The sequence below is a fragment of the Streptomyces sp. Ncost-T10-10d genome (assembly GCF_900091955.1).
In the GTDB taxonomy this organism is placed as follows: Bacteria; Actinomycetota; Actinomycetes; order Streptomycetales; family Streptomycetaceae; genus Streptomyces.
This window is the reverse complement of sequence record NZ_FMDF01000183.1, coordinates 1-26,876: the sequence shown is the minus strand read 5'-3', so window position 1 is coordinate 26,876 and position 26,876 is coordinate 1. Positions and strand designations below refer to the sequence as shown.

25 protein-coding genes and 1 pseudogene are annotated in these 26,876 nt (G+C 69.6%); 14 read left to right on the top strand and 12 right to left on the bottom strand.

The annotated features are described in order from the left end of the window. Nucleotides 1-1,026, top strand: coding sequence for an ABC transporter ATP-binding protein (locus GA0115254_RS33745; protein WP_093899076.1), 1,026 nt, complete (start codon nucleotides 1-3; stop codon nucleotides 1,024-1,026). 207 nt (nucleotides 1,027-1,233) lie between these two features. After that, entirely contained in the window at nucleotides 1,234-1,686 is a 453-nt protein-coding gene (locus tag GA0115254_RS33740) for an SRPBCC family protein (protein ID WP_093899075.1), read from the top strand. A 12-nt stretch (nucleotides 1,687-1,698) separates the two neighbouring features. On the opposite strand, the gene GA0115254_RS33735 is transcribed toward GA0115254_RS33740, so the two are convergent. The 5 genes from GA0115254_RS33735 to GA0115254_RS33715 form a co-directional block, all read right to left on the bottom strand. After that, complete coding sequence (locus GA0115254_RS33735; RefSeq protein ID WP_093899074.1) at nucleotides 1,699-2,823, bottom strand: LOG family protein; 1,125 nt, start codon at nucleotides 2,821-2,823, stop codon at nucleotides 1,699-1,701. A gap of 55 nt (nucleotides 2,824-2,878) precedes the next feature. Beyond that, nucleotides 2,879-4,063 carry a hypothetical protein gene (locus GA0115254_RS33730; protein WP_176740397.1) on the bottom strand — a complete coding sequence of 395 codons (1,185 nt, stop codon included), beginning with the start codon at nucleotides 4,061-4,063 and terminating at the stop codon, nucleotides 2,879-2,881. Beyond that, nucleotides 4,045-4,782, bottom strand: a complete 738-nt coding sequence (locus GA0115254_RS33725) for an ABC transporter ATP-binding protein (protein WP_093899073.1) — start codon at nucleotides 4,780-4,782, stop codon at nucleotides 4,045-4,047. The genes GA0115254_RS33730 and GA0115254_RS33725 overlap by 19 nt, the downstream gene beginning before the upstream one ends. Before the next feature lie 335 nt (nucleotides 4,783-5,117). Continuing rightward, nucleotides 5,118-6,497 (bottom strand): aspartate aminotransferase family protein, encoded by a 1,380-nt coding sequence (locus tag GA0115254_RS33720; protein WP_093899072.1) that lies wholly within the window; start codon nucleotides 6,495-6,497, stop codon nucleotides 5,118-5,120. Then, on the bottom strand, nucleotides 6,482-6,973 hold the full coding sequence (locus tag GA0115254_RS33715) for an Lrp/AsnC family transcriptional regulator (RefSeq protein ID WP_176740396.1): 492 nt from the start codon (nucleotides 6,971-6,973) through the stop codon (nucleotides 6,482-6,484). Before GA0115254_RS33715 ends, GA0115254_RS33720 begins: the two co-directional genes overlap by 16 nt. A gap of 178 nt (nucleotides 6,974-7,151) precedes the next feature. Between GA0115254_RS33715 and GA0115254_RS33710 the strand changes: the two genes are divergently transcribed. From GA0115254_RS33710 to GA0115254_RS33700, 3 genes are all read left to right on the top strand, one after another. Then, entirely contained in the window at nucleotides 7,152-8,591 is a 1,440-nt protein-coding gene (locus GA0115254_RS33710) for a gamma-aminobutyraldehyde dehydrogenase (protein WP_093899070.1), read from the top strand. Nucleotides 8,592-8,794: 203 nt separating this feature from the next. Continuing rightward, nucleotides 8,795-9,958, top strand: coding sequence for an ABC transporter substrate-binding protein (locus GA0115254_RS33705; protein WP_093899069.1), 1,164 nt, complete (start codon nucleotides 8,795-8,797; stop codon nucleotides 9,956-9,958). 54 nt (nucleotides 9,959-10,012) lie between these two features. Continuing rightward, a complete protein-coding gene (locus GA0115254_RS33700) occupies nucleotides 10,013-10,558 on the top strand; it encodes a hypothetical protein (RefSeq protein WP_176740395.1) in 546 nt (181 codons plus the stop codon). Between the two features lies 1 nt (nucleotide 10,559). On the opposite strand, the gene GA0115254_RS33695 is transcribed toward GA0115254_RS33700, so the two are convergent. The 6 genes from GA0115254_RS33695 to GA0115254_RS33670 all read right to left on the bottom strand — a co-directional run bounded on the left by GA0115254_RS33695 (nucleotide 10,560) and on the right by GA0115254_RS33670 (nucleotide 16,394). Continuing rightward, complete coding sequence (locus tag GA0115254_RS33695) at nucleotides 10,560-11,753, bottom strand: serine hydrolase domain-containing protein (RefSeq protein ID WP_093899146.1); 1,194 nt, start codon at nucleotides 11,751-11,753, stop codon at nucleotides 10,560-10,562. A gap of 109 nt (nucleotides 11,754-11,862) precedes the next feature. Then, on the bottom strand, nucleotides 11,863-12,555 hold the full coding sequence (locus GA0115254_RS33690; RefSeq protein ID WP_093899067.1) for a response regulator: 693 nt from the start codon (nucleotides 12,553-12,555) through the stop codon (nucleotides 11,863-11,865). After that, nucleotides 12,552-13,745: a sensor histidine kinase gene (locus GA0115254_RS33685; RefSeq protein ID WP_093899066.1), complete on the bottom strand. Its 1,194-nt coding sequence runs from the start codon at nucleotides 13,743-13,745 to the stop codon at nucleotides 12,552-12,554. The genes GA0115254_RS33690 and GA0115254_RS33685 overlap by 4 nt, the downstream gene beginning before the upstream one ends. Nucleotides 13,746-13,757: 12 nt before the next feature. Then, nucleotides 13,758-14,564 (bottom strand): SAM-dependent methyltransferase, encoded by an 807-nt coding sequence (locus tag GA0115254_RS33680; RefSeq protein WP_093899065.1) that lies wholly within the window; start codon nucleotides 14,562-14,564, stop codon nucleotides 13,758-13,760. 68 nt (nucleotides 14,565-14,632) lie between these two features. Beyond that, entirely contained in the window at nucleotides 14,633-15,337 is a 705-nt protein-coding gene (locus tag GA0115254_RS33675; RefSeq protein ID WP_093899064.1) for a glycerophosphodiester phosphodiesterase, read from the bottom strand. Between the two features lie 22 nt (nucleotides 15,338-15,359). After that, nucleotides 15,360-16,394: an adenosine deaminase gene (locus GA0115254_RS33670; RefSeq protein WP_093899145.1), complete on the bottom strand. Its 1,035-nt coding sequence runs from the start codon at nucleotides 16,392-16,394 to the stop codon at nucleotides 15,360-15,362. Between the two features lie 134 nt (nucleotides 16,395-16,528). On the opposite strand from GA0115254_RS33670, the gene GA0115254_RS33665 reads away from it, so the two are divergent. Then, nucleotides 16,529-17,254, top strand: coding sequence for a DUF4190 domain-containing protein (locus GA0115254_RS33665; RefSeq protein ID WP_093899063.1), 726 nt, complete (start codon nucleotides 16,529-16,531; stop codon nucleotides 17,252-17,254). 276 nt (nucleotides 17,255-17,530) lie between these two features. On the opposite strand, the gene GA0115254_RS33660 is transcribed toward GA0115254_RS33665, so the two are convergent. Beyond that, nucleotides 17,531-18,070 carry an NADAR family protein gene (locus tag GA0115254_RS33660; RefSeq protein WP_093899144.1) on the bottom strand — a complete coding sequence of 180 codons (540 nt, stop codon included), beginning with the start codon at nucleotides 18,068-18,070 and terminating at the stop codon, nucleotides 17,531-17,533. A gap of 215 nt (nucleotides 18,071-18,285) precedes the next feature. Between GA0115254_RS33660 and GA0115254_RS33655 the strand changes: the two genes are divergently transcribed. The 8 genes and pseudogenes from GA0115254_RS33655 to GA0115254_RS33620 all read left to right on the top strand — a co-directional run. Next, nucleotides 18,286-19,800 (top strand): gamma-aminobutyraldehyde dehydrogenase, encoded by a 1,515-nt coding sequence (locus tag GA0115254_RS33655; RefSeq protein ID WP_093899062.1) that lies wholly within the window; start codon nucleotides 18,286-18,288, stop codon nucleotides 19,798-19,800. A gap of 42 nt (nucleotides 19,801-19,842) precedes the next feature. Then, on the top strand, nucleotides 19,843-21,093 hold the full coding sequence (locus tag GA0115254_RS33650; RefSeq protein ID WP_093899061.1) for a polyamine ABC transporter substrate-binding protein: 1,251 nt from the start codon (nucleotides 19,843-19,845) through the stop codon (nucleotides 21,091-21,093). 55 nt (nucleotides 21,094-21,148) lie between these two features. Then, nucleotides 21,149-22,297 (top strand): ABC transporter ATP-binding protein, encoded by a 1,149-nt coding sequence (locus GA0115254_RS33645; RefSeq protein WP_093899060.1) that lies wholly within the window; start codon nucleotides 21,149-21,151, stop codon nucleotides 22,295-22,297. Beyond that, nucleotides 22,294-23,223 carry an ABC transporter permease gene (locus GA0115254_RS33640; protein ID WP_093899059.1) on the top strand — a complete coding sequence of 310 codons (930 nt, stop codon included), beginning with the start codon at nucleotides 22,294-22,296 and terminating at the stop codon, nucleotides 23,221-23,223. The genes GA0115254_RS33645 and GA0115254_RS33640 overlap by 4 nt, the downstream gene beginning before the upstream one ends. Further along, nucleotides 23,223-24,023 carry an ABC transporter permease gene (locus tag GA0115254_RS33635; protein ID WP_093899058.1) on the top strand — a complete coding sequence of 267 codons (801 nt, stop codon included), beginning with the start codon at nucleotides 23,223-23,225 and terminating at the stop codon, nucleotides 24,021-24,023. The genes GA0115254_RS33640 and GA0115254_RS33635 overlap by 1 nt, the downstream gene beginning before the upstream one ends. Nucleotides 24,024-24,047: 24 nt before the next feature. Continuing rightward, a complete protein-coding gene (locus GA0115254_RS33630) occupies nucleotides 24,048-25,463 on the top strand; it encodes an NAD(P)/FAD-dependent oxidoreductase (RefSeq protein WP_093899057.1) in 1,416 nt (471 codons plus the stop codon). A gap of 61 nt (nucleotides 25,464-25,524) precedes the next feature. Continuing rightward, nucleotides 25,525-25,934, top strand: a pseudogene (locus tag GA0115254_RS46825) (hypothetical protein); the annotation flags it as partial. Nucleotides 25,935-26,120: 186 nt separating this feature from the next. Continuing rightward, the coding region (locus GA0115254_RS33620; RefSeq protein ID WP_176740393.1) for a carbohydrate binding domain-containing protein at nucleotides 26,121-26,876 on the top strand (756 nt) is incomplete at its 3' end.

Below are 26,876 nucleotides of genomic sequence, written 5' to 3'. Positions count from 1 at the left end.
ATGCTGACACTGGAATCGGCCACGGTCCGCTTCGGTGAGCGGGCGGCACTCGACAGAGTGGATCTGGAGGTCGCCGAGCACGAGATCGTGTGCGTGCTGGGGCCGAGCGGCAGCGGCAAGTCGACCCTGCTGCGGGTGGTCGCCGGACTGCACCCGCCGGACGGCGGCCGGGTACTGCTGGACGGCGCGGACCAGGCCGGGGTGCCGGTGCACCGGCGCGGACTCGGCCTGATGTTCCAGGACCACCAGCTCTTCCCACACCGGGATGTCGGCGCCAACGTCGCCTTCGGGCTGCGGATGCGCGGGGTGTCGCGGCGAGATCAGGAGCGCAGGGTCGGTGAACTCCTCGACCTGGTGGGCCTGCCCGGCTCCGAACGGCGGGCCGTTGCCGCGCTGTCCGGCGGTGAGCAGCAGCGTGTCGCCCTCGCGAGGGCGCTTGCGCCGAGCCCGAAGCTGCTGATGCTGGACGAGCCGCTCGGCCAGCTCGACCGCGGGCTGCGTGAACGGCTCGTCGTCGAACTGCGCACGCTCTTCGGACGGTTGGGTACGACGGTGCTCGCCGTCACCCACGACCAGGGTGAGGCATTCGCCCTCGCCGACCGGGTGGTGGTGATGCGCGACGGGCGGATCGCCCAGGTGGGCACCCCACTGGAGGTCTGGCAGCAGCCCGCCTCCGCCTTCGTCGCCCGGTTCCTCGGCTTCGACAACGTGGTGGAGGCGACGGTGGCCGGCACGGCCGCCGACACGGTGTGGGGCAAGGTGCCGGTGCCCGAGGGATCGCCACAGGGAGCGTGCGATCTGCTGGTGCGCCCGGCCGGGGTCCGGATCGGCTCCCCGGACGGGGGGCTGCGCTGCACGGTCGGGACGCGTACGTTCCGGGGCAACCATGTCGCCGTACAGCTGATGCCGGTGGGCGGTCCGGTCCTGGAGGCGGAGTGTGCGCTGCGGGACGCCCCGGACGAGGGCGCTACGGTCGGGGTCGGCTTCGACGCGGCGGAGACCGTCGTCCTGCCCGCCGTCTTCTGACCGGCCTCGCGCGTCCGGCGGAGGGCGCAGCCAGGTTCACTCGACCGGCCGAGCAGCATCCGACGGTCGTGCCCGCCGTCTCCCGGTGTCCGGAACTGCTGGAGCGCCCCGGACCGATCACACGCGGCGGGTCTGCGCAGGGGTGTCCGGGCAAGCTGGGGGAGGACATGCGGCAGATCCGGAACGACTCCGAGAAGGACGGGAACAATGACCGAGTCAGCACGCGAGGGCATCGACATCACCCGCATCCTCGACGCCCCGCGGGAACTGGTCTTCGAGGCATGGACGACGCCCGAGCACTTCGCCGCCTGGTACGGCGGGGACGCCGAGGTGCCGCTCGACCGGGTGTCGATGGACGTCAGGCCGGGGGGCGCCTGGAGCCTGGTCATCGTGGTGCCGGGCACCGAGATGCCCTTCCACGGGGTCTACCGCGAGGTCCTTGCCCCTGAGCGGCTGGTGTTCACGCTGAAGGACGCCACCGCCCCCGCCGACACCGAGGGCGAGACCGTCACCGTCACCTTCACCGACCGCGGCGACAAGACCACCGAAATGGTCTTCAAGCAGCGCGGCGGCAACCTCACGGCAGAACAGTACGCGGCCGCGGAGGACGGCTGGGAGGCCTTCTTCGACGCGCTCGTGGCCCGTCTCGCGTCTCTCTGAGCCGGCTTCGGCCTACCGTTGCTCCGTCAGTCGGGCGAGTGCTTCGGGTGCCTCGTCGACCGTGTCGACGAGCGCGATGCGGGACTCCATCGGCCGGCTGTCGGCCAGCGTGCGCAGCAGCGGCCACGCGGGCAGATCCCGCGTCCAGTGGGCGCGGCCGACCAGCACCATCGGCCTCGGTCCGCCGCGGGAGCCGTAGTAGTTCGGTGTCGCGTTGTCGAAGATCTCCTGGACAGTGCCGGCCGCGCCCGGCAGGAAGATCACGCCCGCCGTGGAGCGGGCGAGCAGCCCGTCCTCGCGCAGCGCGTTGGCGAAGTACTTGGCGACGTGGTCCGCGAACGGGTTCGGCGGCTCATGTCCGTAGAACCAGGTGGGGATCGAGACCGAACCGCCGCCGCCCGGCCAGCGCTCCCGTACGGCGAAGGCGGCCAGCGCCCAGTCGGTGACCGACGGGGTGAACGAGGGGGTGGCGGCCAGGAGTTCGCAGGCATTGTCCAGCATCGGATCGGGGTGCGGCGCCGCGTACGCCCCGAGGTTCGCGGCCTCCATCGCGCCCGGCCCGCCACCGGTGGCCACCGTCAGGCCGCTCCGGGCCAGTGCCCGGCCCAGCCGGGCCGCGGCCGCGTACTCCGTGCTGCCGCGGGCCGTCGTATGGCCGCCCATCACCCCGACGACAAAAGCGCCGGCGAGTTGTTCGTCCAGCGCGTCGGAGATCGCGTCGTCGTGGAGCGCACGCAGCATCGACGCGAAGGTGTCGCCGCTCGCCCGGGTCTCCTGGAACCAGCGGTACGCGCGGGCATCGGGCGTCGCGGCGTAGCCGCCGTCCGTCAGCCCTTCGTAGAGCGCGTCGGGGGAGTAGAGCAGGCCGCGGTAAGGATCGAAGGGCAGTCCGGGCACCGGCGGGAAGACGAACGCGCCGTCGGCCCGTACCTTCGCCGCCGTTCCGGGCGCCATCAGGCAGCCGAGGAAGACGGCACCGGCCGTATCGGCGGCCAGCAGGGCGGCGCCCCGGTCCGTCAGGTCGACGGACTGGACCCGGTGTCCGGCCAGCCTCCCGGAGGCGACCACCGCGTCGAATTCGGCGAGCGACTCGATCTCCGGGCCGGGTACGGGATTGCTGTCGTCCGGGTTGTCCACGTTGTCATGCTACGTAGCGGCCGAGACGCACGGACGTGGCCGGGACACGGCGTCCTCAGGCCGTCAGCGGCAGCGCCGCCAGCTCGGCGACGAGCAAGGTCAACGGGGCGAAGACGACCAGCAGCACGGCGGCGCGCAGGGCCGTCGCGGCCCACAGCACCGAGGCCGGGGCACCCAGCCGCAGCAGCGCCCGCGCCGTCCGGGTGCGGTCCTGCTTCGCCTCCAGCGCCGAGGTCAGCAGCGTCGCCGACGTACAGCCGAGGACGAGCACCGCGCCCAGTGCCGTGAGCGGGCCGAAGGGGCGCGGCCCTGCCCCGTACAGCGCGTAGGCGGCGATCACCGCGGAGAGCACCGCACAGACCACACCGAGCGGCCCGCCGATCCGGCGCGCCTCGCCCATCAGCACGCGGCCGGCCAGCAGCCGTACGGCGCCGGGGCGCACCGCCTGGAGCAGCCGCCCGCAGAGATATGCCAGGCCGGGTCCGGCCATGGCCAGGCCGATCGCCGTCAGCGTCCACCCTGCCAGCACTCCGGCCGGGGTGGCGTCGAACCGGCCGGGGAGCGGAAGCAGGCTGCGCCCGTCGCCGTGGCTCAGGTACGCCTCCACGGCGAGGCCGACCGCGATCAGTGCCACCCCCCACGGCAGCCCGGTCGGGGGCGTCGCCGAAGCGGCCGGCCGCTCCTCCGGCACGTCGTCCGAGGAGTCGCCGTCCGGGACCGTCGCCGAGACCGGCCGGGTGCGCAGCGCCAGCCCGCTCGCCGTGGCCGCGGCCACCGGGACCAGGGCCAGCAGCACGAGTACGGCCGCGAGCGGCAGCGGGGCGTCCGCGTCGAGCAGCCCTGCCGCCGCACCGTCGAACGGCAGCCCGGACAGATCGCCGCGCAGATGCAGGAAGAACAGCAGAGCCACCATCGACCCGAGGGTGCAGGAGACGGCTGTGGAGACCGCGGCGAGCACCGTGAGCCTGACCGGCCCGAGGCCCACGGCGGACAGCCCGGAGCGTGGCCGGGTGCTCGGGTCCGTACGGGCCACCGCGACCGCGAGCTGCACGGTGGCGGCGAGCGGTACGAAGCACCACAGCAGCCGCAGCACGGCCGCGGTGGAGTGCGCCGGGTGCCCCGATGCGTAGCCCAGGGAGCACAGCAGCAGGAAGCCGACCCCGGCGGAGGCGGCCGCGACCAGCAGCCGCCGCATCAGGACCAGCGGATGGGTACCCCGGGTCAGACGGAGAGCGAGCACGCCGCCCTGCCCTCCGCATCGGATACGCCGGGCAGGGCGACGGTGGCGACGGGGCGGCCGTCCAGCAGCGGGACCGTGCGGTCGGCGAGGGTGGCGATCTCCGCGTCGTGGGTGGCGAGCACGACCGTGATGCCGTGCGAGCGGGCCGCGCTGGTGAGGGTGCGCAGCACATGCGTCCGGTCGGTGCGGTGCAGGGTCGCGGTCGGCTCGTCGGCGAAGATCACCGAGGGCGAGGCGGCCAGCGCGCGCGCCACGGCGATCCGCTGGCGCTGCCCCTGGAGCAGCGTGTGCGGTCGCTTCTTGGCGCACGCGCCGATGTCCAGCCGCTCCAGCCACTCCAGGCCGGCCTTCTTCGCCTCCCGGTTCGTGGCGCCGCGCAGCAGCAGCGGAAGAGCCACGTTCTCCCAGGTGTTCAGCTCCGGTACGAGCTGGGGCTCGGGGGCGATCCAGCCGAATTTGTCGCGGCGCAGCCGTTCGCGCAAGCGGGGGCCCATGGTGTGGACGGGGACGCTGTTGAACCACACCTCGCCCTGCTGGGGCACCAGCAGACCGGAGAGGCAGTGCAGCAGGGTCGTCTTGCCGCTGCCCCTGGGGCCGGTCACGGCGAGGATCTCGCCGTCGTGGACACCCATGGAGACGCCACCGAGCGCGGGTGAGCCGTTGTGGGAGTGGTGCAGGGAACGCGCCCAGATCACGTCGTTGTCCGGCGGGGCCACCATGGCGTACACCTCGGTTCAGATCGTATGTCCCGTCCCGCTTACGGGGGAACGAAGAGGGGGCCGATCGGTCACTCGGCACCGTAAGGATCCGAACCGCGGTGTGGGCACAGCACACGGCCCGGGTGCGCTCCATCCCACTCGAATGGGCGCATCCGGGCCGTGTGGACCGTATGAAATGACCGATGGAAGCCGGTCAAGCGGTGGTCAACCGGTGGTCAAGCCGCAGGGCCGTCCGGCCGATCACGGCCGGACGGATCCCGGCCCGTCGGGCGGACGGGCGGACGGGTGTCGATCGGCTGCCCGGTCCGTGGCCGGTCAGCCGATCGAACGGCCGGTCAGAGCTTGGTCCACGCCTCGGTGAGGACGGTCCGCAGAATGCCCTCGATCTCGTCGAACGTCGACTGGTCGGAGACCAGCGGCGGCGCGAGCTGGACGACCGGGTCGCCACGGTCGTCGGCCCGGCAGTACAGGCCGTTGTCGTACAGCGCCTTGGAGAGGAAGCCGTACAGGACGCGCTCGGTCTCCTCGTCGGTGAAGGTCTCCTTGGTGGCCTTGTCCTTCACCAGCTCGATGCCGTAGAAGAAGCCGTTGCCGCGGACGTCGCCGACGATCGGCAGATCGAGCAGCTTCTGCAGCGTCGTGTAGAAGGCGTTCTCGTTGTCCAGGACGTGCTGGTTGAGGCCCTCGCGCTCGAAGATGTCGAGGTTGGCGAGGCCGACCGCCGCGGAGACCGGGTGGCCACCGAAGGTGTAGCCGTGCAGGAAGGTGTTGCCACCCTCGTAGAACGGCGCGGCGATGCGGTCCGAGACGATGCAGGCACCGATCGGGGAGTAGCCCGAGGTCATGCCCTTGGCGCAGGTGATCATGTCCGGCACGTAGCCGAACTTGTCGCAGGCGAACATCGTGCCGAGACGGCCGAAGGCGCAGATGACCTCGTCGGAGACGAGCAGCACGTCGTACTTGTCGCAGATCTCGCGCACGCGCTGGAAGTATCCGGGCGGCGGCGGGAAGCAGCCGCCCGCGTTCTGCACCGGCTCCAGGAAGACCGCGGCGACGGTGTCCGGGCCCTCGAAGAGGATCTCCTGCTCGATCTGGTCGGCGGCCCAGCGGCCGAAGGCCTCCGGGTCGTCGCCGTGGATCGGGGCACGGTAGATGTTCGTGTTCGGCACCTTGTGCGCGCCGGGGACCAGCGGCTCGAAGGGGGCCTTCAGGGCCGGCAGGCCGGTGATCGACAGGGCGCCCTGCGGGGTGCCGTGGTAGGCGACCGCACGCGAGATGACCTTGTACTTGGTCGGCTTGCCCTGGAGCTTGAAGTACTGCTTGGCCAGCTTCCAGGCGGTCTCCACGGCTTCGCCGCCACCGGTGGTGAAGAAGACCTTGTTGAGGTCGCCCGGTGCGTAGTCGGCGAGGCGCTCGGCGAGCTCGACGGCCTTCGGGTGGGCGTAGGACCAGACCGGGAAGAAGCCCAGCTCCTGGCCCTGCTTGTACGCCGCCTCGGCGAGCTCGTGACGGCCGTGACCGGCGTTGACCACGAACAGGCCGGACAGGCCGTCGAGGTAGCGCTTGCCCTGGTCGTCGTAGATGTAGGTGCCCTCGCCACGCACGATGGTGGGAACGGGCGCGTTCTCGTAGTCCGACATGCGGGTGAAATGCATCCACAGGTGGTCGTACGCGGTTCGGCTGAGGTCCTTGCTCACGGCTATCGGGTTCCCCACATATAGGTCTGCTTCTTGAGCTTCAGGTACACAAAGCTCTCGGTGGAGCGCACACCGGGGATGGCCCGGATGCGTTTGTTGATCGTTTCCAGCAGGTGGTCGTCGTCCTCGCAGACGATCTCCACCATCAGGTCGAAGGAGCCCGCGGTCATCACCACGTACTCGCACTCGGCCATGGCCGACAGCGCCTCGGCGACGGGATCGAGGTCGCCGTCGACATTGATGCCGACCATCGCCTGTCGTCGGAATCCCACGGTGAGCGGGTCCGTGACGGCGACGATCTGCATCACGCCCTGGTCGAGCAGCTTCTGGACGCGCTGCCGTACGGCCGCCTCGGAGAGGCCGACGGCCTTGCCGATCGCGGCGTACGGGCGACGCCCGTCCTCCTGGAGCTGCTCGATGATTGCGAGGGATACGGCATCGACTGCTGGGGACGATCCGTTCCCGGTCCTGGAGTCTGCGCTGCGACTGGCCACGCATCCACTGTGCACCGGGACTCGTCTGTCTGGCAACCCCAAATCGATGAAATTCGTTGTCTGAGGGTCTAGATCTCACTGAATCCGAAGTTCACGGCGGTTGGGCATGTCGAAAGCGACACCTGAGCGACTAGGCTGGTCATCTCATCCATTGGACGTGTCGACAGGAGGGGTGGTTGTGACCACCGAGGTGCGCCGTCTGCGCAACTACATCAACGGAGAGTTCCGGGACGCCGCTGACGGGCGGACCATCGACGTGGTCAACCCGGCGACGGAAGAGGTCTACGCGACCTCGCCGCTCTCCGGCCAGGCCGATGTCGATGCCGCGATGGACGCCGCCGCGGCCGCTTTCCCCGCCTGGCGCGACGCCACGCCCGCCGAGCGCCAGAAGGCCCTGCTGAAGATCGCGGACGCCTTCGAGGAGCGCGCCGAGGACCTCATCGCCGCCGAGTCGGAGAACACGGGCAAGCCGATCGAGCTCACCCGCACCGAAGAGATCCCGCCGATGGTGGACCAGATCCGCTTCTTCGCGGGTGCGGCTCGGATGCTCGAAGGCCGCTCGGCCGGCGAGTACATGGAGGGCCTCACCTCGATCATCCGCCGCGAGCCGGTCGGCGTCTGCGCGCAGGTCGCGCCGTGGAACTACCCGATGATGATGGCTGTCTGGAAGTTCGCCCCGGCGCTCGCCGCGGGCAACACCGTCGTCATCAAGCCGTCCGACACCACCCCGGCGTCGACCGTGCTGATCGCCGAGATCATCGGCCAGATCCTCCCCAAGGGCGTCTTCAACGTCATCTGCGGCGACCGCGACACCGGCCGCGCGATGGTCGAGCACCCGACCCCGGCGATGGCCTCCATCACCGGTTCGGTGCGGGCCGGCATGCAGGTCGCCGAGTCCGCCGCCAAGGACGTCAAGCGGGTGCACCTGGAGCTCGGCGGCAAGGCCCCGGTCGTCGTGTTCGAGGACACCGACATCGCCAAGGCCGTCGAGGGAATCTCCGTCGCGGGCTTCTTCAATGCGGGCCAGGACTGTACGGCCGCGACCCGCGTCCTGGTCCACGAGTCCATCCATGACGAGTTCGTCACCGCCCTCGCCAAGGCCGCCGCCGACACCAAGACGGGGCAGCCGGACGACGAGGACGTGCTGTACGGCCCGCTCAACAACGCCAACCAGCTGAAGCAGGTCAGCGGCTTCATCGAGCGGCTCCCCGCCCACGCCAAGGTCGAGGCGGGCGGCCACCGGGTCGGCGAGAAGGGGTACTTCTACGCCCCGACCGTCGTCTCCGGCCTCCAGCAGGACGACGAGATCATCCAGAACGAGGTCTTCGGCCCGGTCATCACCGTCCAGAAGTTCACGGACGAGGCCCAGGCCGTCGCGTACGCCAACGGTGTCGAGTACGCCCTGGCCTCCTCGGTGTGGACCAAGGACCACTCCCGCGCCATGCGGATGTCCAAGAACCTCGACTTCGGCTGCGTGTGGATCAACACCCACATTCCGCTCGTCGCCGAGATGCCGCACGGCGGGTTCAAGAAGTCCGGCTACGGCAAGGACCTCTCCGCGTACGGCTTCGAGGACTACACCCGCATCAAGCACGTCATGACCTCGCTCGACGACTGATCCACGGTCAGTTGCGGTGTGCGGCCCCGGGCATGAGCCCGGGGCCGTTTCCGTCCGGCGTCGACGTCGTCATCGACAGCCGCACCTGCGACGGCATCGACAGGGTGTGCGGACGGAGCGTGTACCGCTGGACGGTTGGTCCATTGCCCGCGCCGTCGGCCGACCGGCATCCTGCGCAGGTGCGAGGAACCCCGAAGAACCCCATGTCCCGCCGGTCCCTGCTGCGCGCCTTCGGGGCCACAGCGGCCGGTGTCACGCTGGCCGGCTGTGGAGTGCCCGCCGCCTATGTGGAACCCGGTGACCGCGCCGGACGCGACACATCGGCGCGTGACCACACCCTGCACTTCGCGAACTGGCCCCTGTACATCGACACCGACGACGAGGACACGTCGAAGCGGCCCACCCTCGACGCTTTCAGCAAGCGGACCGGGATCTCTGTCACATACACCGAGGAGATCAACGACAACGACGAGTTCTTCGGGAAGATCAGCCCGGCGTTGATGAACCATCAGGAGACGGGCCGTGACCTGATCGTCATCAGCGACTGGATGGCCGCACGGTTCGTCCGGCTCGGCTGGGTCCAGGAGATGGACCGGGCCAAGCAGCCCAACGTGGCGAAGTACCTCGATCCGCAGCTGCGCTCCCCCGCCTTCGACAAGGGCCGGATGCACAGCGTGCCCTGGCAGTCCGGGATCACCGGCATCGCGTACAACCGCAAGAAGCTCGGCCGGGAGATCAAGCACCTGAGCGATCTGTGGGCGGACGATCTGCGCGGCAAGGTGACGCTGCTGTCCGGACTCGACGAGTCCTTCGCCCTTCTGATGCAGAGCAACGGTGTCGACATCACCCGCTGGAAGCGGGACGACTTCTACGAGGTGTGCGACCAGGTGGAGAAGCTGGTGAAGAAGAGGCACATCCGCCGCTTCACCGGCAACGACTACATCAAGGACCTGTCGACCGGCGATGTGCTCGCATGCCAGGCCTACTCCGGCGATGTCATCCAGCTCCAGGCGGACAACCCGGAGATCGAGTTCGTGGTGCCCGAGGAGGGCGCCGAACTCTGGGCCGAGTCCCTCATGATCCCCAACCTCGCCCGCCACAAGCGCAACGCCGAGAAGCTCATCGACTACTACTACGAGCCGGAGGTGGCCGCGGAGCTGGCGACCTGGGTCAATTACGTCTGCCCCGTCCCGGCCGCCCGCGAGGTGCTGGCCTCCTCCAAGGACGAGGAGGCCGCCGCGCTCGCCGAGGACCCGCTGATCTTCCCCGACGACGCCATGCGCAAACGGCTGGCGATCGCCCGGGACATCACCTCGGAGGAACGCACCGAGTTCGCCAAGAAGTGGAACTCCATCGTCGGCTTGTGAAGCCCTGCCAGGGGTGGCGTAAAGAGCCAGTAAATCCCGGCGTACGCTGCGGACATGAGCGAGCGACGCGCCCTGCAGAGGCGTATACGCGTGTGGTTGGTCGTCTTCATCGTCTGTCTGGTACTGAGCGGGCTGACCGCCTTCCCGCTCGTCCACGAACTCCGCTGGGCCGAGGAGCTGCTGAGCTCCTCGGCCTCGCCCGTCCCCGAGCACTTCCCCGCCCTGATGGAGTGGATCACCCGCGTCCGGACCGGACTCGACGAGGCCGACGCGAAGTACCCCTTCGTGCTGTACGGCACCGACTGGCTGGCCTTCGCCCATCTGGTCATCGCGGTCGCCTTCTACGGTCCGTACCGCGATCCGGTCCGCAACACCTGGGTCATCGAGTTCGGCATGATCGCCTGCGCCGGGATCATCCCGCTCGCCCTGATCTGCGGACCGATCCGCGACATTCCCTTCTGGTGGTCGGTCATCGACATGTCGTTCGGCGTCTTCGGGGTGATTCCGCTGCTGGTGGTGCACCGCAAGATCAAGCGGCTGGAGGCCATGGGGCGGGCACCGCAGCCGGTGCCCGCCCCGACGGCCGAACCGGCGGTCTGAGTCAGCCGGACGACGGGGCGCCGAAGGCGGCCACCACGATGTTCATCGCCGTGGGATTCATGCCCTCACCCTTCGCGTCCGTCGCGTTGACGCTGTAGACGAGTGTCCGGGAGAGATCACGGGTGGCCGCAATGGCCGTGTTGTAGCCCCAGCGGCCACCCGTCTTGCCCCAGACCTCGCGCCCGCCCAGCTTCATCACCGACAGACCCACGCTGTACGCGGCAGGGCCGCCCGTACCGTACTCGTGCACCGAGGCGCCGGGCAGCGTGAACATCTCCTCCAGCAGCGGACCGCGCACCACCTGCCCGCGGAACAGCGCCCGGGTGAAGTGCTCCAGGTCGGCGGTGGTGGAGATCAGGTCACCCGCCGCCCAGGCGTCCGTCGCCCCCCACACCGACACATCGCGCAGCTCGCCGGTCCCGTCGGTCCCGGTGAAGAGCTGGTAGCCGTGGTTGTACGGGCCGCGGATCGTCGGGTCGGTGCCGGGGAAGTACGTGTCCTTCAGATGCAGAGGCTCCAGGATGCGGCGGGAGACCTCCGCCGCGTAGGGGTGGCCGGCGACCTTCTCGATCAGCAGGCCCGCCACGGTGTATCCGATGTTGGCGTAGTGCTGCTGTGTACCGGGCGCGAAGTCCGGCTCGTGGGACGTGGCCTCGCGTACCGTGTCCGCCGCGTCGTGCAGGTCGAAGCGGTGCGCGTACCACTCGTCGAGAGTGTCGCCGCCGGAGCCTACGGACGGGATGCCGCTGGTGTGGTTCAGCAGCTGGCGCACCGTGACCTTCCGATAGCTCGCCGGGATCAGCTCCGGCAGATAGTGCCGGGCAGGGCGGTTCAGGTCGAGCTTGCCCTCACCTGCCAACTGGAGCGCGACGGCGGCAGTGAAGACCTTGGTGACCGAACCGGCCCGGAAGCGGCCGTCCCGGTCCGCCGGACGGTCGGACTCCAGGTCGTGGACGCCGGAACTGCCCCGCCAGTTGCCGTCGGTGCCCGCGACCCGGACGAGTGCGGCCGTGGCGTCGGCCTTCGGCAGCCCGGCGATCGCGGCGCGCAACACCTCGGCGTCCGGGGCCTCCTGGATGGCCGTGACGGCGGACACCGGAGCGCTGGCCGCCGCGAGCGCCGGTCCGGCCGGGACGGCGGCCATGCCGAGGACCAGAGCGGCGGCGGCGACGGTACGGGAAGTGCGGGTGTTCATGTCCGGGGCCTCCTGGGCGTGGAATCCGTAACTGCTGCTGGACTCCATCCTGTTGATCCGAAGGCCCCGGCGGATCACCCGGCCGAGCGGTCCTCGGCACGAGCTCCTCTCACCTGTGCGGGGGAGACGGGGGCGCTTGTCCCGCCGCAGAGGGAGTCACGACACCGCATTCGTACGCACAGATCACCGCCTGGATCCGGTCGCGCAGGCCCAGCTTGGACAGCACATTGCCGACATGGGTCTTCACCGTGTGCTCGCTGACGACCAGCGCGGCCGCGATCTCCGCGTTCGACAGCCCGCGGGCCAGATGCAGCAGCGTCTCGTGCTCCCGGGCGGTCAGTATGTCCAGGCGCGCCGACGGTCCCACGGCCGAGGCGACCGGACGCGAGGTGTACTCCTCGATCAGCCGCCGTGCCACCGACGGCGCCAGCAGCGAGTCCCCGGCCGCCACCACCCGTACCGCGTGCACCAGGTCGTCGCGGCGCACGTCCTTGAGCAGGAAACCGCTCGCGCCCGCGTGCAGCGCCTCGTAGACATACTCGTCGGAGTCGAACGTGGTCAGCATGACCGTCCGGCAGCCGGTCTCGGCGTTGATGGTGCGGCAGGCCTCGATGCCGTCCGTGCCGGGCATCCGGATGTCGAGCAGCGCCACCTCGGGGCCCAGCCGCCGCACCGCGTCGACCGCCGCGGCCCCGTCGCCCGCCTCGGCCACCACCTCGATGTCCGGCTGCGCGTCCAGGATCATCGCGAAGCCGCTGCGCACCAGCTCCTGGTCGTCGGCCACCACCACGCGGATCGTCAACTTCCCACTCCTGTCTGTGTCTGTGTCTGGGGCTGGGTCTGCGGAATCGTCACCCGGACCCGGAACCCCCGGCCGCCCGGGCCCGGGCCGGTTTCGGCCGTGCCGCTGTGTGCGGCGGCGCGTTCCCCGATGCCGATCAGACCCATGCCGACGCCGCCCGCGAAACCGCACCCGTCGTCGGTGACCGTGATGGTCAACGCTCTCGTCCCGTAATCCAGGCGAACGGAGACCGTGTCGGCGGCGGCATGTTTGACCACGTTCGTCAGGGCCTCCTGCACGATCCGGTGGACGGTGGCCTCGACAGCCAGGCCGAGCGGGCGGGCCGGGCCCGTGACCTCGTACGAGATCTTCAGACCGCTGCCGCGTACCCGCTCGACCAGTCCGGGCAGTTCGTCCAGTACGGGCTGAGGCTCGCGCGGTGCGCCCGGCGCGCTCTCGTTCTCGCGCAGCACGCCGAGCATCCGGCGCAGCTGCACCATGGCGTCCCGCCCCGTCTCCGAGATCGCGTCGAACGCAGCCTCGGCGCGCTCCGGTGCCGTGCGCACCGCCACCGGGCCGGCCTCCGCCTGCACGATCATCAGGCTCACCGCATGGGAGAGGATGTCGTGCATCTCCCGTGCGATCCGGGCCCGTTCGCGCGCCGCGGCCTGCTCGGCCTCGATACGGTGCGTCAGCTCCAGCTGACGGGCCCGGTCCTCCACCGCACGCAGATAGGCCTTGCGCGTCACGGCGAGCCGGCCGAAGGCGTAGGCCGCGGCGAACACGAAGAGGGAGAAGAGCAGCTCCCTGATGTCGTTGCTGTCGAGCCCGACCGAGCACAGCACCGCCAGTGTCGTGAGCACGGCGATCCCGGTCCGCTTCCGCGGCGAGGAGAGCTCGGCCACCGTGTAGAACGCCACGAGGCCGGTGTACGGAAGCGGCTGGCCCGGGCCGTCGACTGTGAACTTGTACAGACCGCCGGCCGCGAGCACGGCGATGAGGACCGCGACCGGCGCCCGGCGGCGGGCGACCAGCGGCAGCACCATCAGGGTCGTCAACCCGTACGCCGTCCACGTGGCGTCGGGCAGCTCCGGCGCGCGCGGCACGACGAACGGCATGGTCATGGCCGCCTGTACCAACAGAGCGATGAGGAGGTCGACGGCCCGGGGGCCGTCCCCGAGCACCCTCTCTCCGATGTCCCGTATCCGCATCGGGCGGCGCTGTCAGCGCTTCCGCGCCACTGCGCCGAACTGGGCGACCTCGGCCGCGCTGGAGCCCGGGCCGGTGCGCCAGCGCGCACACGACACGATGCCGGGATCGACGAGCTGCAGACCCTCCAGGAACGCGGCGAACTCGGCGCGGCTGCGGGCGGTGATCGGCGGGGTGGCGTTCTCGTTCCAGAACCGCATCGCCGCCTCGTTGCCCTCGCCGCCCAGCTCCAGCGTGGGGTGGGTGAGCACCAGATGGCTGCCGGACGGCATCGCGTCCATCAGCGTCCTGACGATGCGCTGCGCCTCGTCCGTGTCGAGGACGAAGTTGAGGACGCCGAGCAGCATGACCGCGACCGGCTTCTTCAGGTCCAGCGTCGGTTCGACGGCCCGCAGGATCCGCTCCGGGTGGTGCGCGTCCGCCTCGATGTACTCGGTCGCGCCCTCCGGTGAGCTGGTGAGCAGCGCGCGGGCGTGCACCAGCACGGTCGGGTCGTTGTCGACGTACACGATGCGGGAGCCGGGGGCGGTGTGCTGGGCGACCTCGTGTGTGTTGCCGGCGGTCGGCAGGCCGGTGCCTATGTCGAGGAACTGGCCGATCCCCGCGTCACCGGCGAGATACCGGACGGCCCGCCCCAGAAACGCCCGGTCGGCGCGCGCCACTTCGCCGATGCTCGGATACATGCCGGTGACCCGGTCGCCGACAGCGCGGTCCACCGGGTAGTTGTCCTTGCCGCCGAGCCAGTAGTTCCAGACCCGCGCGTTGTGGGCGATGTCGGAACGGATGCGGTCGTTGAGAGGGGTGGTGCGGGCTTCGGTCACGTCTCTGCTCCTCTGGCTCCCGGCCTGGCATCACGGCGGATGCGGCGCTGTCCATGATGCCGGACCGATCAAGTGGAGCCGGTGGCCGAGAAGTTGGTGAGCACCCTCTGCAGGGCGTCGACCCGGTTGGTGGTGATCGAGTCGACCCCCAGCCGGACGAGGCGGCGCATGGTGCGCCTGGTGTCGGCCGTCCAGGCGGAGACCAGCAGTCCGTCCTGATGGAGACGGTCCGTCAGCTTTCGGTCCACCAGGCCGAACCGGTAGTTCAGCCACCTCGGCCGCACCGCGTCGAGCAGTGCGGCGCGTGGTGGCGCGAGTGTCGTCCAGGTCAGGGCGATCTCCGCGGACGGGTCGGCGGCGCGCACCCGCAGCATGGCATCCGGGCCCGCGCAGTAGTACGCCCGCTCACCGGCCCCGCACTCGCGCACCACGCCGACGATCCTGCGTACCGAATCATCGGTGGAGCCGGGCAGATCGACCATGACGCGGTGCGTCCCGGCGGCGAGCAGCGCGTCGCGCAATGTGGGCACACCGCCCGCCGTCAGCTCGGTGAGTTCCTCGTGGGTCAGTCGGTCGAGCCGCACGTCATGGCCCCACAGGCGCTGCAGCGTGGAGTCGTGCAGCAGGACCGGTACACCGTCGCGGGTGACTCGCACATCGACCTCGACCGCGTCCGCCCCCCGTTCGAGGGCGGAGCGGATCGAGGGCAGCGTGTTCTCGCGGACACGGTACGGATCGCCGCGATGGGCTACGGCGGTGACAGTGGTGGCCATGAGGTCATTGTGGCCATGGGGGTCAGCGGCCGGTGCGCTCCAGCCAGTTCGTCGTGTACGTGTCGATCTCGGTGGCCAGCGTCCGCTTGCCGGCCGCGTCGAGGTACGACGCCTCGACCGCGTTCTTCGCCAGCGCCGCGAGACCCCGCTCGTCCAGACCGAGGAGACGGGCGGCCACCCCGTACTCGTTGTTGAGGTCCGTGCCGAACATCGGCGGGTCGTCGCTGTTGATGGTGACCAGGACGCCCGCCTGCACCATCTCCCTGACCGGGTGCTGCTCGATGTCGGCCACCGCGCGGGTCGCGATGTTCGACGTCGGGCAGACCTCCAGCGGGATGCGGTGCTCGGCGAGGTGGGCCAGCAGCTTCGGGTCCTGGACGGAGTTGGTGCCGTGGCCGATGCGCTCGGCGCGCAGATGGGTCAGCGCGTCCCAGACGGTCTGCGGCCCGGTGGTCTCCCCGGCGTGCGGCACGGAGTGCAGGCCCTCGGCGATCGCCCGGTCGAAGTAGGGCTTGAACTGCGGGCGCCCCACGCCGACCTCCGGGCCGCCGAGCCCGAACGAGACGAGCCCCTCGGGACGCAGGTCCACGGCGAGCCGGGTGGTCTCCTCGGCTGCTTCGAGCCCGGCCTCGCCGGGAATGTCGAAGCACCAGCGCAGAACGACCCCGAGCTCGGCCTCGGCGGCCTTGCGGGCGTCCTCTATCGCCTCCATGAACCCCTGCTCCGGGATGCCGCGCCGGGTCGAGCTGAACGGGGTGACGGTCAGCTCCGCGTAACGGATGTTCTGCCGGGCCATGTCACGGGCGACCTCGAAGGTCAGCAGCCGGACGTCCTCCGGGGTGCGGATCAGGTCCACGACGGAGAGATACACGTCGATGAAGTGGCTGAAGTCCGTGAAGGTGAAGTAGTCGGCCAGCGCCTCGGGGTCGGTGGGGACCTTGGAGTCGGGGTGGTGTGCGGCCAGCTCGGCGACGATACGGGGCGAGGCGGACCCGACGTGGTGGACATGCAGTTCCGCCTTGGGCAGCCCCGCGATGAAGGGGTGCAGATCGGTCATCGGATACTCCGGGGGCGTGGGACGGTTCGGATGCCGGGCGCGGTCGGCCGGGCAGGGGACGGGGATCATCGTAGGCCGGGTCCTGCCGGACGGTGGTGGGCCGTAGCATGACGGGATCACGATGGGGGAGGCCCATGTCAGACAACACAGAGCAGCCCGCGGGCGGGGCCGCGCCGCGCGATCCGTGGGCTCCGCCGGACAGCAGGGTGCCGCTGGAGAAGCCGGCCGGTGATCCCCGGCCGCCTGCTGTGCACGATCAGCCGACCATGGCCTCGATGCCGGGTGCGGAGGACGGTCCCGCGCCGGCCACGGGACCGGGGTTCGGTCCGGCAGGACAGACCGGGCCGGTGTCCGGCTACGGGGCCGGGTTCGGCCCCGGTGAGGTGCCGCCGCCGCCGATCGCACCGAATGGTCCAGGCCAGCAGGTCCCGCCGGCCGCGGGGCAGTACGGCTACCCGGCCCCGCCGGCCCCGCAGTACGGCAGCTACCCGGGGTACACCGGCTACAACCAGGCACCCTGGGGCGGAACCACGCCGTCCAACGGCATGGGTACGGCGGCCATGGTGCTCGGCATCCTGGCCGTCTGCCTGTTCTGCATCTACGGGATACCCAGCCTGATCCTGGGCGCACTCGCCCTGATCTTCGGCATCCTGGGCCGCAAGCGGGCGCAGCGCGGTGAGGCGACCAACAGCGGTCAGGCGCTTGCCGGGATCATCATGGGGTCCATCGGCATCGTTTTCGGTGTGGCGATCATCAGCTTCTTCATCTGGCTGTTCGTCACCCACGCCGATGAATTCGACGACAACACGTACAACGACGACCCGTACTCCACGTCTCTGGTCGTCGACGTCGCGCGATAGCCGACGTCGAGCGCCGGTGCCGGAACCGCTGCGGCGCCGGTGCCGTATCCCACCCGACGGCCGGGCGGGCCGGACTCCGGCCCGCCCGGCCGTCGGTCATTCCGGCCGCCTCAGAGCCTGTCGGGTGACCTCTGATCGGGCGGCCACGCCCTGGCACGCACGCTTCCCGCGTTACCGAAATGCCCTAGTAGCTCCGCTACGAGGGCATCCCGCCGCCTTGGAATCGCACGCACCAGACCGCGTCCGCTATCCGATCGAAGGTCACCCGACAGGCTCTCAGGGAGCGCGGAGCTCCGCCCGCGCGTCCATCAGCGCGAACCCCAGCAGATTCAGCCCCCGCCAGGTCGCCGGATTCTCCGCACGCGGGTCGTCCGCCGCCAGCCCGATCCCCCAGATCCGGTCCGTCGGGCTCGCCTCGACCAGCACCCGGTCCCCGGTGTTCAGCAGGAACTCCCGCAGCTCCGGTGCCTGGGCGAACTTGTGGACGCTGCCGACCACCACCAGTGCGTACCGCTCGCGCGCCCACACCGTCTCGTCGAAACCGCGGACCAGCCGGCCCACCTTCTTCGCCTGGGCCGGGCTCTTCGCCGACACGGCCTCGGCCTCCGACTCCGCGTCGCCGAAGAGCCGCGCCTTGGCGGCCATCATCCAGTGCTCGGCCGACGCATACGTCACCCCGTCGACCGTGAAGGGGGCCGGCCACCACTGACTGAGACAGCTCGCACCGATGCTGCCGTCGGGCCGCGGGCGGTGTCCCCAGAAGCGCAGATACTTCACCTTCTCGCCGCGCTCGGTCCGAGCCAGGAGATCGTGCATGTGTTCCATGACACGCGAGTCTGACATCCGCCACTGACACTCCGTACGGGGAATTCCGCAAGAACGCGACACATGGTCGACAGATTCCGTCGCGTAACCAAAAGGCAACAACGGAATCACTTGTTGGGGTCGATCCGCTCTGTCAGGATCGGCACTCAAATCGAGCAAAGGCTACGCCGCCCCACATTCCAGGGACTGCGGCGGAGGAGAGCGTCATGGGCAACGGCATCCAGGTGCGGGACCGCTTCGCGGACGGCGCACAATTCATCGGCGGAAAGCTGCGGTCCGGCACATCGGGACGTCATCACGAGGTGGTGAACCCGGCAACGGGTGAGACCGTCTACACCTACGAACTGGCGGGCACCGCCGATGTCGACGCGGCCGTCGCCGCCGCACGCGAGGCGTTCCCCGGCTGGTCGGGTGCGACTCCGGCGGAGCGGGCCGAGGCGATGCACCGCTTCGCAGCCGTCCTCGCCGAGCAGGCCGACGACTTCGCCCACGTCGAGTCCCTCCAGTGCGGCAAGCCGATCAAGCTCTCCACCGAGTTCGATGTGCCCGGCACCGTCGACAACACCTCCTTCTTCGCGGGCGCCGCCCGCCATCTGGAGGGCAAGTCGGCCGCCGAGTACGACGGCGACCACACCTCGTACGTACGCCGTGAGGCGATCGGCGTCGTCGGCTCCATCGCGCCCTGGAACTACCCGCTCCAGATGGCCGCCTGGAAGATCCTCCCGGCCATCGCCGCGGGAAACACGATCGTGCTGAAGCCCGCCGAGATCACCCCGCTGACCTCGCTGATGTTCGCCCAGGCGGCCACGGAGGCGGGTATCCCCGACGGCGTGATCAACATCGTCACGGGAGCGGGCAAGGAGGCCGGCGAGCATCTCGTCGCCCACCCGGACGTCGTCATGACCTCATTCACCGGTTCCACCGCTGTCGGCAAGCGGGTCGCAGAGATCGCCACCTCCACCGTCAAGCGCCTCCACCTCGAACTCGGCGGCAAGGCTCCCTTCGTGGTCTTCGACGACGCCGACCTCGAAGCCGCGGTCCACGGCGCGGTCGCCGGAGCGCTCATCAACACCGGCCAGGACTGCACCGCCGCCACCCGCGCCTATGTCCAGCGCCCGCTCTACGACGCCTTCGTGCAGGGCGTCGCCGAGCTGATGGAAACCGTCCGGCTCGGCGACCCCTTCGACCCGTCGACCGACCTCGGCCCGCTGATCAGCCACGCCCAGCGGGACCGGGTCGCCGGATTCGTCGAGCGAGCCCGCGCCTACGCCACCGTCGTGACCGGCGGCGAGGCCCCCGGCGGCGAACTGGCGGCCGGTGCCTACTACCGGCCGACCCTGGTCGCCGGTGCCGCCCAGGACAGTGAGATCGTCCAGTCGGAGATCTTCGGCCCCGTCCTGGTCGTGCTGCCCTTCGATACCGACGACGAGGGCATCCGCCTCGCGAACGACACCCCGTACGGACTCGCCGCCTCCGCCTGGAGCCGCGACCTGTACCGGGCGAACCGCGCCACCCGCGAGATCAAGGCGGGCTGCGTCTGGATCAACGACCACATTCCGATCATCAGCGAGATGCCGCACGGCGGATACAAGGCCAGCGGCTTCGGCAAGGACATGTCGTCGTACTCCTTCGAGGAGTACACGCAGGTCAAGCACGTCATGTATGACAACACCGCGGTCGCCCGGAAGGACTGGCACCGCACGATCTTCGGGGACCGATAACCCGGCCGACCCCGGCCACACACACCCGAAAGGGCAACGCACATGGAGCAGTACGAGCCCGAGCGTCTCTCCGCGGCCCAACTGGCCGCGATGCGACGCAGTCTGACCGGGGGCCGGGGCGCCCTGACCCGCCGATCGCTGCTGCGCGCCTCCGGCCTGGGGGCGCTCGCGATCGGCGGTCTCGGCACGCTGAGTGCCTGCGGCATCCCGCCGGCGAAGCGGGAGGGGGACGCCGCGGCGGCCTCCGACGACCACTCGGCCAAGGAGAAGCAGGTCAACTTCTCCAACTGGACCGAGTACATGGACGTCACCGACGACGGCAAGCACCGGCCCACCCTGGAGGCGTTCACGAAACGCACCGGGATCGAGGTCAAGTACACCGAGGACATCAACGACAACGTCGAGTTCTTCGGCAAGATCAAGCCGCAGCTCGCGGCCGGCCAGGACACCGGCCGCGACATGATCTGCGTCACCGACTGGCTGGCCGCCCGCATCGTCCGCCTCGGCTGGGCGCAGAAGCTCGACGCGTCGAACCTGCCGCACGCCTACGCCAACCTCTCGGCCCAGTTCCGCTCCCCGGACTGGGACCCCGGCCGCGCCTACTCGTACCCGTGGGCGGGCATTCCCACCGTCATCGCCTACAACTCCAAGGCGACCGGCGGCCGCAAGGTCGATTCCGTCAGCCAGCTGCTCGACGACCCGAAGCTCAAGGGACGGGTCAGCTTCCTCTCGGAGATGCGCGACTCCATCGGTCTGACCCTGCTCGACATGGGCAAGGACCCCGGCACCTTCACCGACGCCGACTACGACGCCGCGATCGGCCGGCTCCAGAAGGGCGTCGACAAGAACCAGATCCGGCGGTTCACCGGCAACGACTACACGGCCGACCTCGACAAGGGTGACATCGCCGCCTGTGTCGCCTGGGCCGGTGACATCATCCAGCTCCAGGCCGGAAACCCGGACATCAAGTACGCCGTCCCGGCCGCCGGATACGTCATATCCAGCGACAACCTGCTCGTCCCGGTGAAGGCCAGACACAAGACCAACGCCGAGAAGCTCATCGACTACTACTACGAGCCGACGGTCGCCGCCCAGCTCGCCGCGTACATCAACTTCGTCTGTCCGGTCGACGGAGTCCGCGACGAACTGGCGAAGATCGACAAGGCGATGGCCGACAACGTGCTGATCCTTCCGGACAAGGAGATGGCGGCCAAGTCGCACGCCTTCCGCTCCCTGACGGCCGAGGAAGAGACGGCGTACGAGGAGAAGTTCGCCAAGCTCATCGGTGCCTGACCGCCGCGCGTTTTCCTATCCCCGATCTCCCCTGACACCAATGGGACCGCGATCCATGACACAGCAGCAGACCGGCGGCGACGTCCGCCTCACCGGGATCAGCAAGACGTACGGCTCCTTCGCCGCCGTCAAACCGCTCGATCTGACCGTCCCGCAGGGCTCCTTCTTCGCGCTGCTCGGCGCGTCCGGCTGCGGCAAGACCACCACCCTGCGGATGATCGCGGGCCTGGAGGAGGCGACCACCGGCACCGTCTCGCTCGGCGGCCGGGACATCACCGACCTGCCCCCGTACAAGCGGCCCGTCAACACGGTCTTCCAGAGCTATGCGCTCTTCCCGCACCTCGACATCAGCGAGAACGTCGCCTTCGGTCTGCGCCGGCGCGGCATCAAGTCGGTGAAGAAGCAGGTCGACGAGATGCTGGAGCTCGTCCAGCTCGGCGACTTCGCCAAGCGCAAACCGCACCAGCTCTCCGGCGGCCAGCAGCAGCGCGTCGCCGTCGCCCGCGCCCTGATCAACCACCCGCAGGTACTCCTCCTCGACGAGCCGCTCGGCGCCCTCGACCTCAAGCTGCGCCGCCAGATGCAGCTGGAGCTCAAGCGCATCCAGACCGAGGTCGGCATCACGTTCATCCATGTCACCCACGACCAGGAGGAGGCCATGACCATGGCCGACACCGTCGCGGTGATGAACGGGGGCCGGGTCGAGCAGCTCGGCGCCCCCGCCGATCTGTACGAGAACCCGAAGACGACCTTCGTCGCCAACTTCCTGGGCACGTCCAACCTCATCGAGGGCGAGATCGTCTCCGCGGGCACGGACATCGTCGTGGCGGCCGGCGGCGGAAAGCTGCGGCTGCCCACCGAGCGATGTTCGGCCCCGACCGCCGACGGCGGCAAGCTGCTGCTCGGCGTACGCCCGGAGAAGATCTCGCTCGCGCACGCCGACGACGCGGACGCGATAGCCGACGGCCGCAACCGGGTCACCGGCCGGATCGTCGACTCCAGCTTCATCGGAGTGTCCACGCAGTACGTGGTGGAGAGCCCCGCAGGCAAGGCGCTGCAGGTGTACGAGCAGAACATCGAGCGCGACACCCGGCTCGTCCCCGGTGCCGAGGTCGTCCTGCACTGGAACCCGGCCCACACCTTCGGTCTGGACGCCGCCCAGGACATCGACGCGGGTGTGGAGACGGTGGAGGACGCGGCGTGACCGTCACCAAGGAGGCGCCACCCGCCGCGCCCGCCGCAGAGCTGAAAGTGCGCAAGGCCGCCACCCGCAAGCGCCTCGTCCCCTACTGGCTGCTGCTCCCCGGCATCCTGTGGCTCGTCGTCTTCTTCGCGCTGCCGCTGGTCTACCAGGCATCGACCTCCGTACAGACGGGATCCCTGGAGAAGGGATTCGAGGTCACCTGGCACTTTCAGACCTACTGGGACGCGCTGAAGGACTACTACCCGCAGTTCATCCGGTCCCTGCTGTACGCGGGCACCGCCACGATCCTGTGCCTGCTGCTGGGCTATCCGCTCGCGTACCTCATTGCCTTCAAGGCCGGGCGCTGGCGCAATGTCGTCCTCGTGCTGGTCATCGCGCCGTTCTTCACCAGCTTCCTGATCCGTACGCTCGCCTGGAAGACGATCCTCGCGGACGGCGGCGCGGTCGTCGACGTACTGAACACCCTGCACATCCTGGACGTCACCAGTTGGCTCGGCTGGACCGAGTCGAACCGGGTGCTGGCCACGCCGATGGCGGTGGTCTGCGGTCTCACGTACAACTTCCTGCCGTTCATGATCCTGCCGCTCTACACCTCGCTGGAGCGGATCGACGGCAGGCTGCACGAGGCGGCCGGCGATCTGTACGCCACCCCCGCCACCACCTTCCGCAAGGTGACCTTCCCGCTCTCCATGCCGGGTGTCGTCTCCGGAACGCTGCTGACCTTCATCCCGGCCAGCGGTGACTACGTCAACGCGGAACTGCTGGGTTCCACCGACACCAAGATGGTCGGCAGCGTCATCCAGACCCAGTTCCTGCGCGTCCTCGACTATCCGACGGCGGCCGCGCTCTCCTTCATCCTCATGGCGGTCGTCCTGATCATGGTCACCGTCTACATCCGCCGCTCCGGGACGGAGGACCTGGTCTGATGCCCGTACTGCGCTGGATCCGCCGGAATCTGATCGTCATCGCGGGTCTGCTGACCCTCGCCTACATGATCCTTCCGAACATCGTCGTGATGGTGTTCTCGTTCAACAAGCCGAAGGGGCGCTTCAACTACGCCTGGCAGCACTTCTCGCTGGACGCCTGGAAGGACCCCTGCGGCGTCGCCGACATGTGCGGCTCGCTCTCCCTGTCCCTGCAGATCGCCACCTGGGCCACCGTCGGCGCGACCGTCCTCGGCACGATGATCTCCTTCGCGCTGGTCCGCTACCGCTTCCGGGCGCGCGGCGCGATCAACTCGCTGATCTTCCTGCCGATGGCGATGCCCGAGGTCGTCATGGCGGCCTCGCTGCTCACGCTCTTCCTCAACATGGGCGCGCAGCTGGGCTTCTGGACGATCCTGATCGCGCACATCATGTTCTGCCTGAGCTTCGTGGTGACGGCCGTCAAGGCGCGTGTGATGTCGATGGACCCACGGCTGGAGGAGGCGGCCCGCGATCTGTACGCGGGACCCGTGCAGACCTTCCTGCGGGTGACGCTGCCGATCGCCGCCCCCGGAATCGCGGCGGGAGCGCTGCTCGCCTTCGCGCTCTCCTTCGACGATTTCATCATCACCAATTTCAACGCGGGCTCCACCGTGACCTTCCCCATGTTCGTCTGGGGATCGGCACAGCGCGGCACGCCCGTGCAGATCAACGTCATCGGTACGGCGATGTTCATCATTGCGGTACTGGTGGTTGTCGTCGGTCAGCTCATCGCGAACCGGCGGAAGAACACCGCACGATAGAAAGCCCTGAAGGAGTTGGAAACCATGGCCCCAGCTGCCATGCGTACTGCTGCACAATCACTCTCCGACGCCAAGCCGGTCTCGTTCTGGCTCGACGACCCCGGCAGGCCCGAAGCTCTGCCCGCGCTCACCGGCGACGAGCACTGCGATCTCCTCGTCATCGGTGGCGGTTACAGCGGACTGTGGACCGCGCTGATCGCCAAGGAACGCGACCCGGAGCGGGACGTCGTACTGATCGAGGGCCACGAGGTGGGCTGGGCCGCCTCGGGCCGCAACGGCGGATTCTGCGCCGCCTCCCTCACCCATGGCCTGCCCAACGGCCTGGAGCGCTGGCCGGACGAAATCAGGAAGCTGGAGGAGCTGGGCGAGCGGAACCTCGACGCCATCGAGGCCGCCGTCGCCCGCTACTCCATCGACTGCGAATTCGAGCGCACCGGCGAAATCGATGTCGCCACCGAACCCCACCAGCTGGCAGAGCTTCAGGAATGGCACCAGGAGGCCGAAAGGCTCGGCTTCACGGGGGTGGAATTCCTGGACCGGGACGCGCTGCGCGCCGAGGTCGACTCGCCCACTTTCCTCGGCGGGCTCTGGGACCGGCGCGGAGTCGCCATGCTGCATCCCGCGAAGCTGGCCTGGGGGCTGAAGCAGGCCTGCCTCGGTCTCGGGGTGCGGATGTACGAGCACACCCGGGGCCTCGAACTGGCCAGGTCGACCACCGGAATGGCGGTCCGCACGCCGTACGGGAGGGTCTTCGCACGCCGTGTCGCCCTCGGTACCAACATCTTCCCTTCGCTGGTCAAGCGGGTACGCCCGTACACCGTGCCGGTCTACGACTACGCGCTGATGACCGAGCCTCTCACCGCCGACCAGCTCGCCTCGATCGGCTGGAAGAACCGGCAGGGACTGGGCGACAGCGCCAATCAGTTCCACTACTTCCGGATGTCGGCCGACAACCGGATTCTGTGGGGCGGATATGACGCGATCTATCCCTACGGGGGGCGGCTGAGCGCAGATCTCGATCAGCGCCCGGAGACCTTCCTCAAGCTCGCGGGCCAGTTCTTCGACTGTTTCCCGCAGTTGGCCGGTGTCCGTTTCAGCCATGCCTGGGGCGGGGCGATCGACACCTGTTCCCGCTTTTCCGCATTCTTCGGTACAGCCCATCAGGGCCGGGTCGCCTATGCCGCCGGATATACCGGACTCGGTGTCGGAGCCACCCGGTTCGGCGCCGATGTGATGCTCGATCTGCTGGCGGGCGAACAGAATGAGCGGACCGCTCTGGAAATGGTCCGCAGCAAGCCGATGCCGTTCCCGCCGGAGCCCTTCGCCTGGGCCGGGATCGAGCTCACCAAGCGGTCCCTGGCCAGGGCGGACAGCAACGGCGGGCACCGTAATCTGTGGCTGCGGACGATGGACCGGCTGGGGCTCGGCTTCGACAGCTGAGCACGGCGGACCCCCGCCCTCAGGGGCGGGGGTCGAAGCAGCGGTCGAGTGGCTCGCATCGGTGGCACCGGAGCCGGACGCCTGGCGGCGGGAGTGGGAGCGCGATCCCCAGGGGGTCGCGCTCCTTCCCGTCGGCCGGCGCCGGGACGTGCTGATTCTTCCGGGGAGCTGGGCTGTCCCACGCTCGATGTGCTCACCCGTCTCATCGACCGCCCCGGGCCGCTTCTCGCCGATCTCGGCGATGCCCGCATGGCCTTCTTCATGCCGCCGGGCGCCGTCACCCGCTGGGTCGGCACCGGTGTACGGGGAGCGGGGCGGGGGACCTGGACAGTCGTGCCGTATCCAGGGCGGGAGGCCGCGGGCGGGGTGCGCCGGATGATCCCGTCGGACGGCTCGGGAACGCTCACCGACGCGACACTTCCGGAGCTTGTGATCCATGAGGCGGCGGCCGGGAGGGCCGAGAGCGCCGGGGACCGACGGGGATCGACGGGGAACGGCGGGGCCGGAGACAGGGGCCGCGGGGGATCGGGCATCGGGAACGGCGGACGCCGCCGGCACCCCGGCGGGCCCGGGATGCTGCCAGAGGTCTTGACAACCTGATTGGTCTGGACCATGTTGTGGCCGCCGCACTCGATTCCCCCATGCACGGAGGCCGTTGTGGAACGCACGGGACCCCCCGCCCGATTTACCGGACTTCTGGCCGCTTTCTCGGCGGTCCTGCTCGCCGCCGGCGGCCTGGCCGCCACCGCACCGTCCGCCGCCGCTGCCGACTCCGATCTGGCGCGCAACGGTGGCTTCGAGGCCGGCCTGGACGGCTGGAGCTGTACCGGCGGTAGCGGAGCCGCCGTCAGCACACCGGTCCACAGCGGCACTTCGGCGCTGAGGGCGACCCCGGCCGGCAGCGACAACGCCAAGTGTTCCCAGTCCGTGACCGTCAAGCCGGACTCCACGTACACGCTGAGCGCCTGGGTGCAGGGCAGTTACGTCTACCTCGGCGCGGACGGCACCGGCACGACCGACGTGTCCACCTGGACGCAGTCGGCGGCCGGCTGGCAGCAGCTCACGACCACGTTCAAGACCGGCCCGTCCACCACCTCGGTGACCGTCTACACCCATGGCTGGTACGGCACCCCCGCCTACTACGCCGACGACCTCACCCTGGTCGGCCCCGGCGGCGACCCGGTCGCGCTTCCGGCCACCCCCACCGGACTGAAGACCGGCACGACCACCGCGTCCTCGGTCGCCCTCTCCTGGACCGGCTCCACGGGGGCCACTGGCTACAACGTCTACCAGGGCGGCACAAAGGTCCTCTCGGTCACCGGCACCTCCGCCACCGTGACGGGCCTGGCCGCGTCGACCGCGTACAGCTTCCAGGTCGCCGCGGCCAACTCCGCGGGCGAGTCCGCCAAGTCC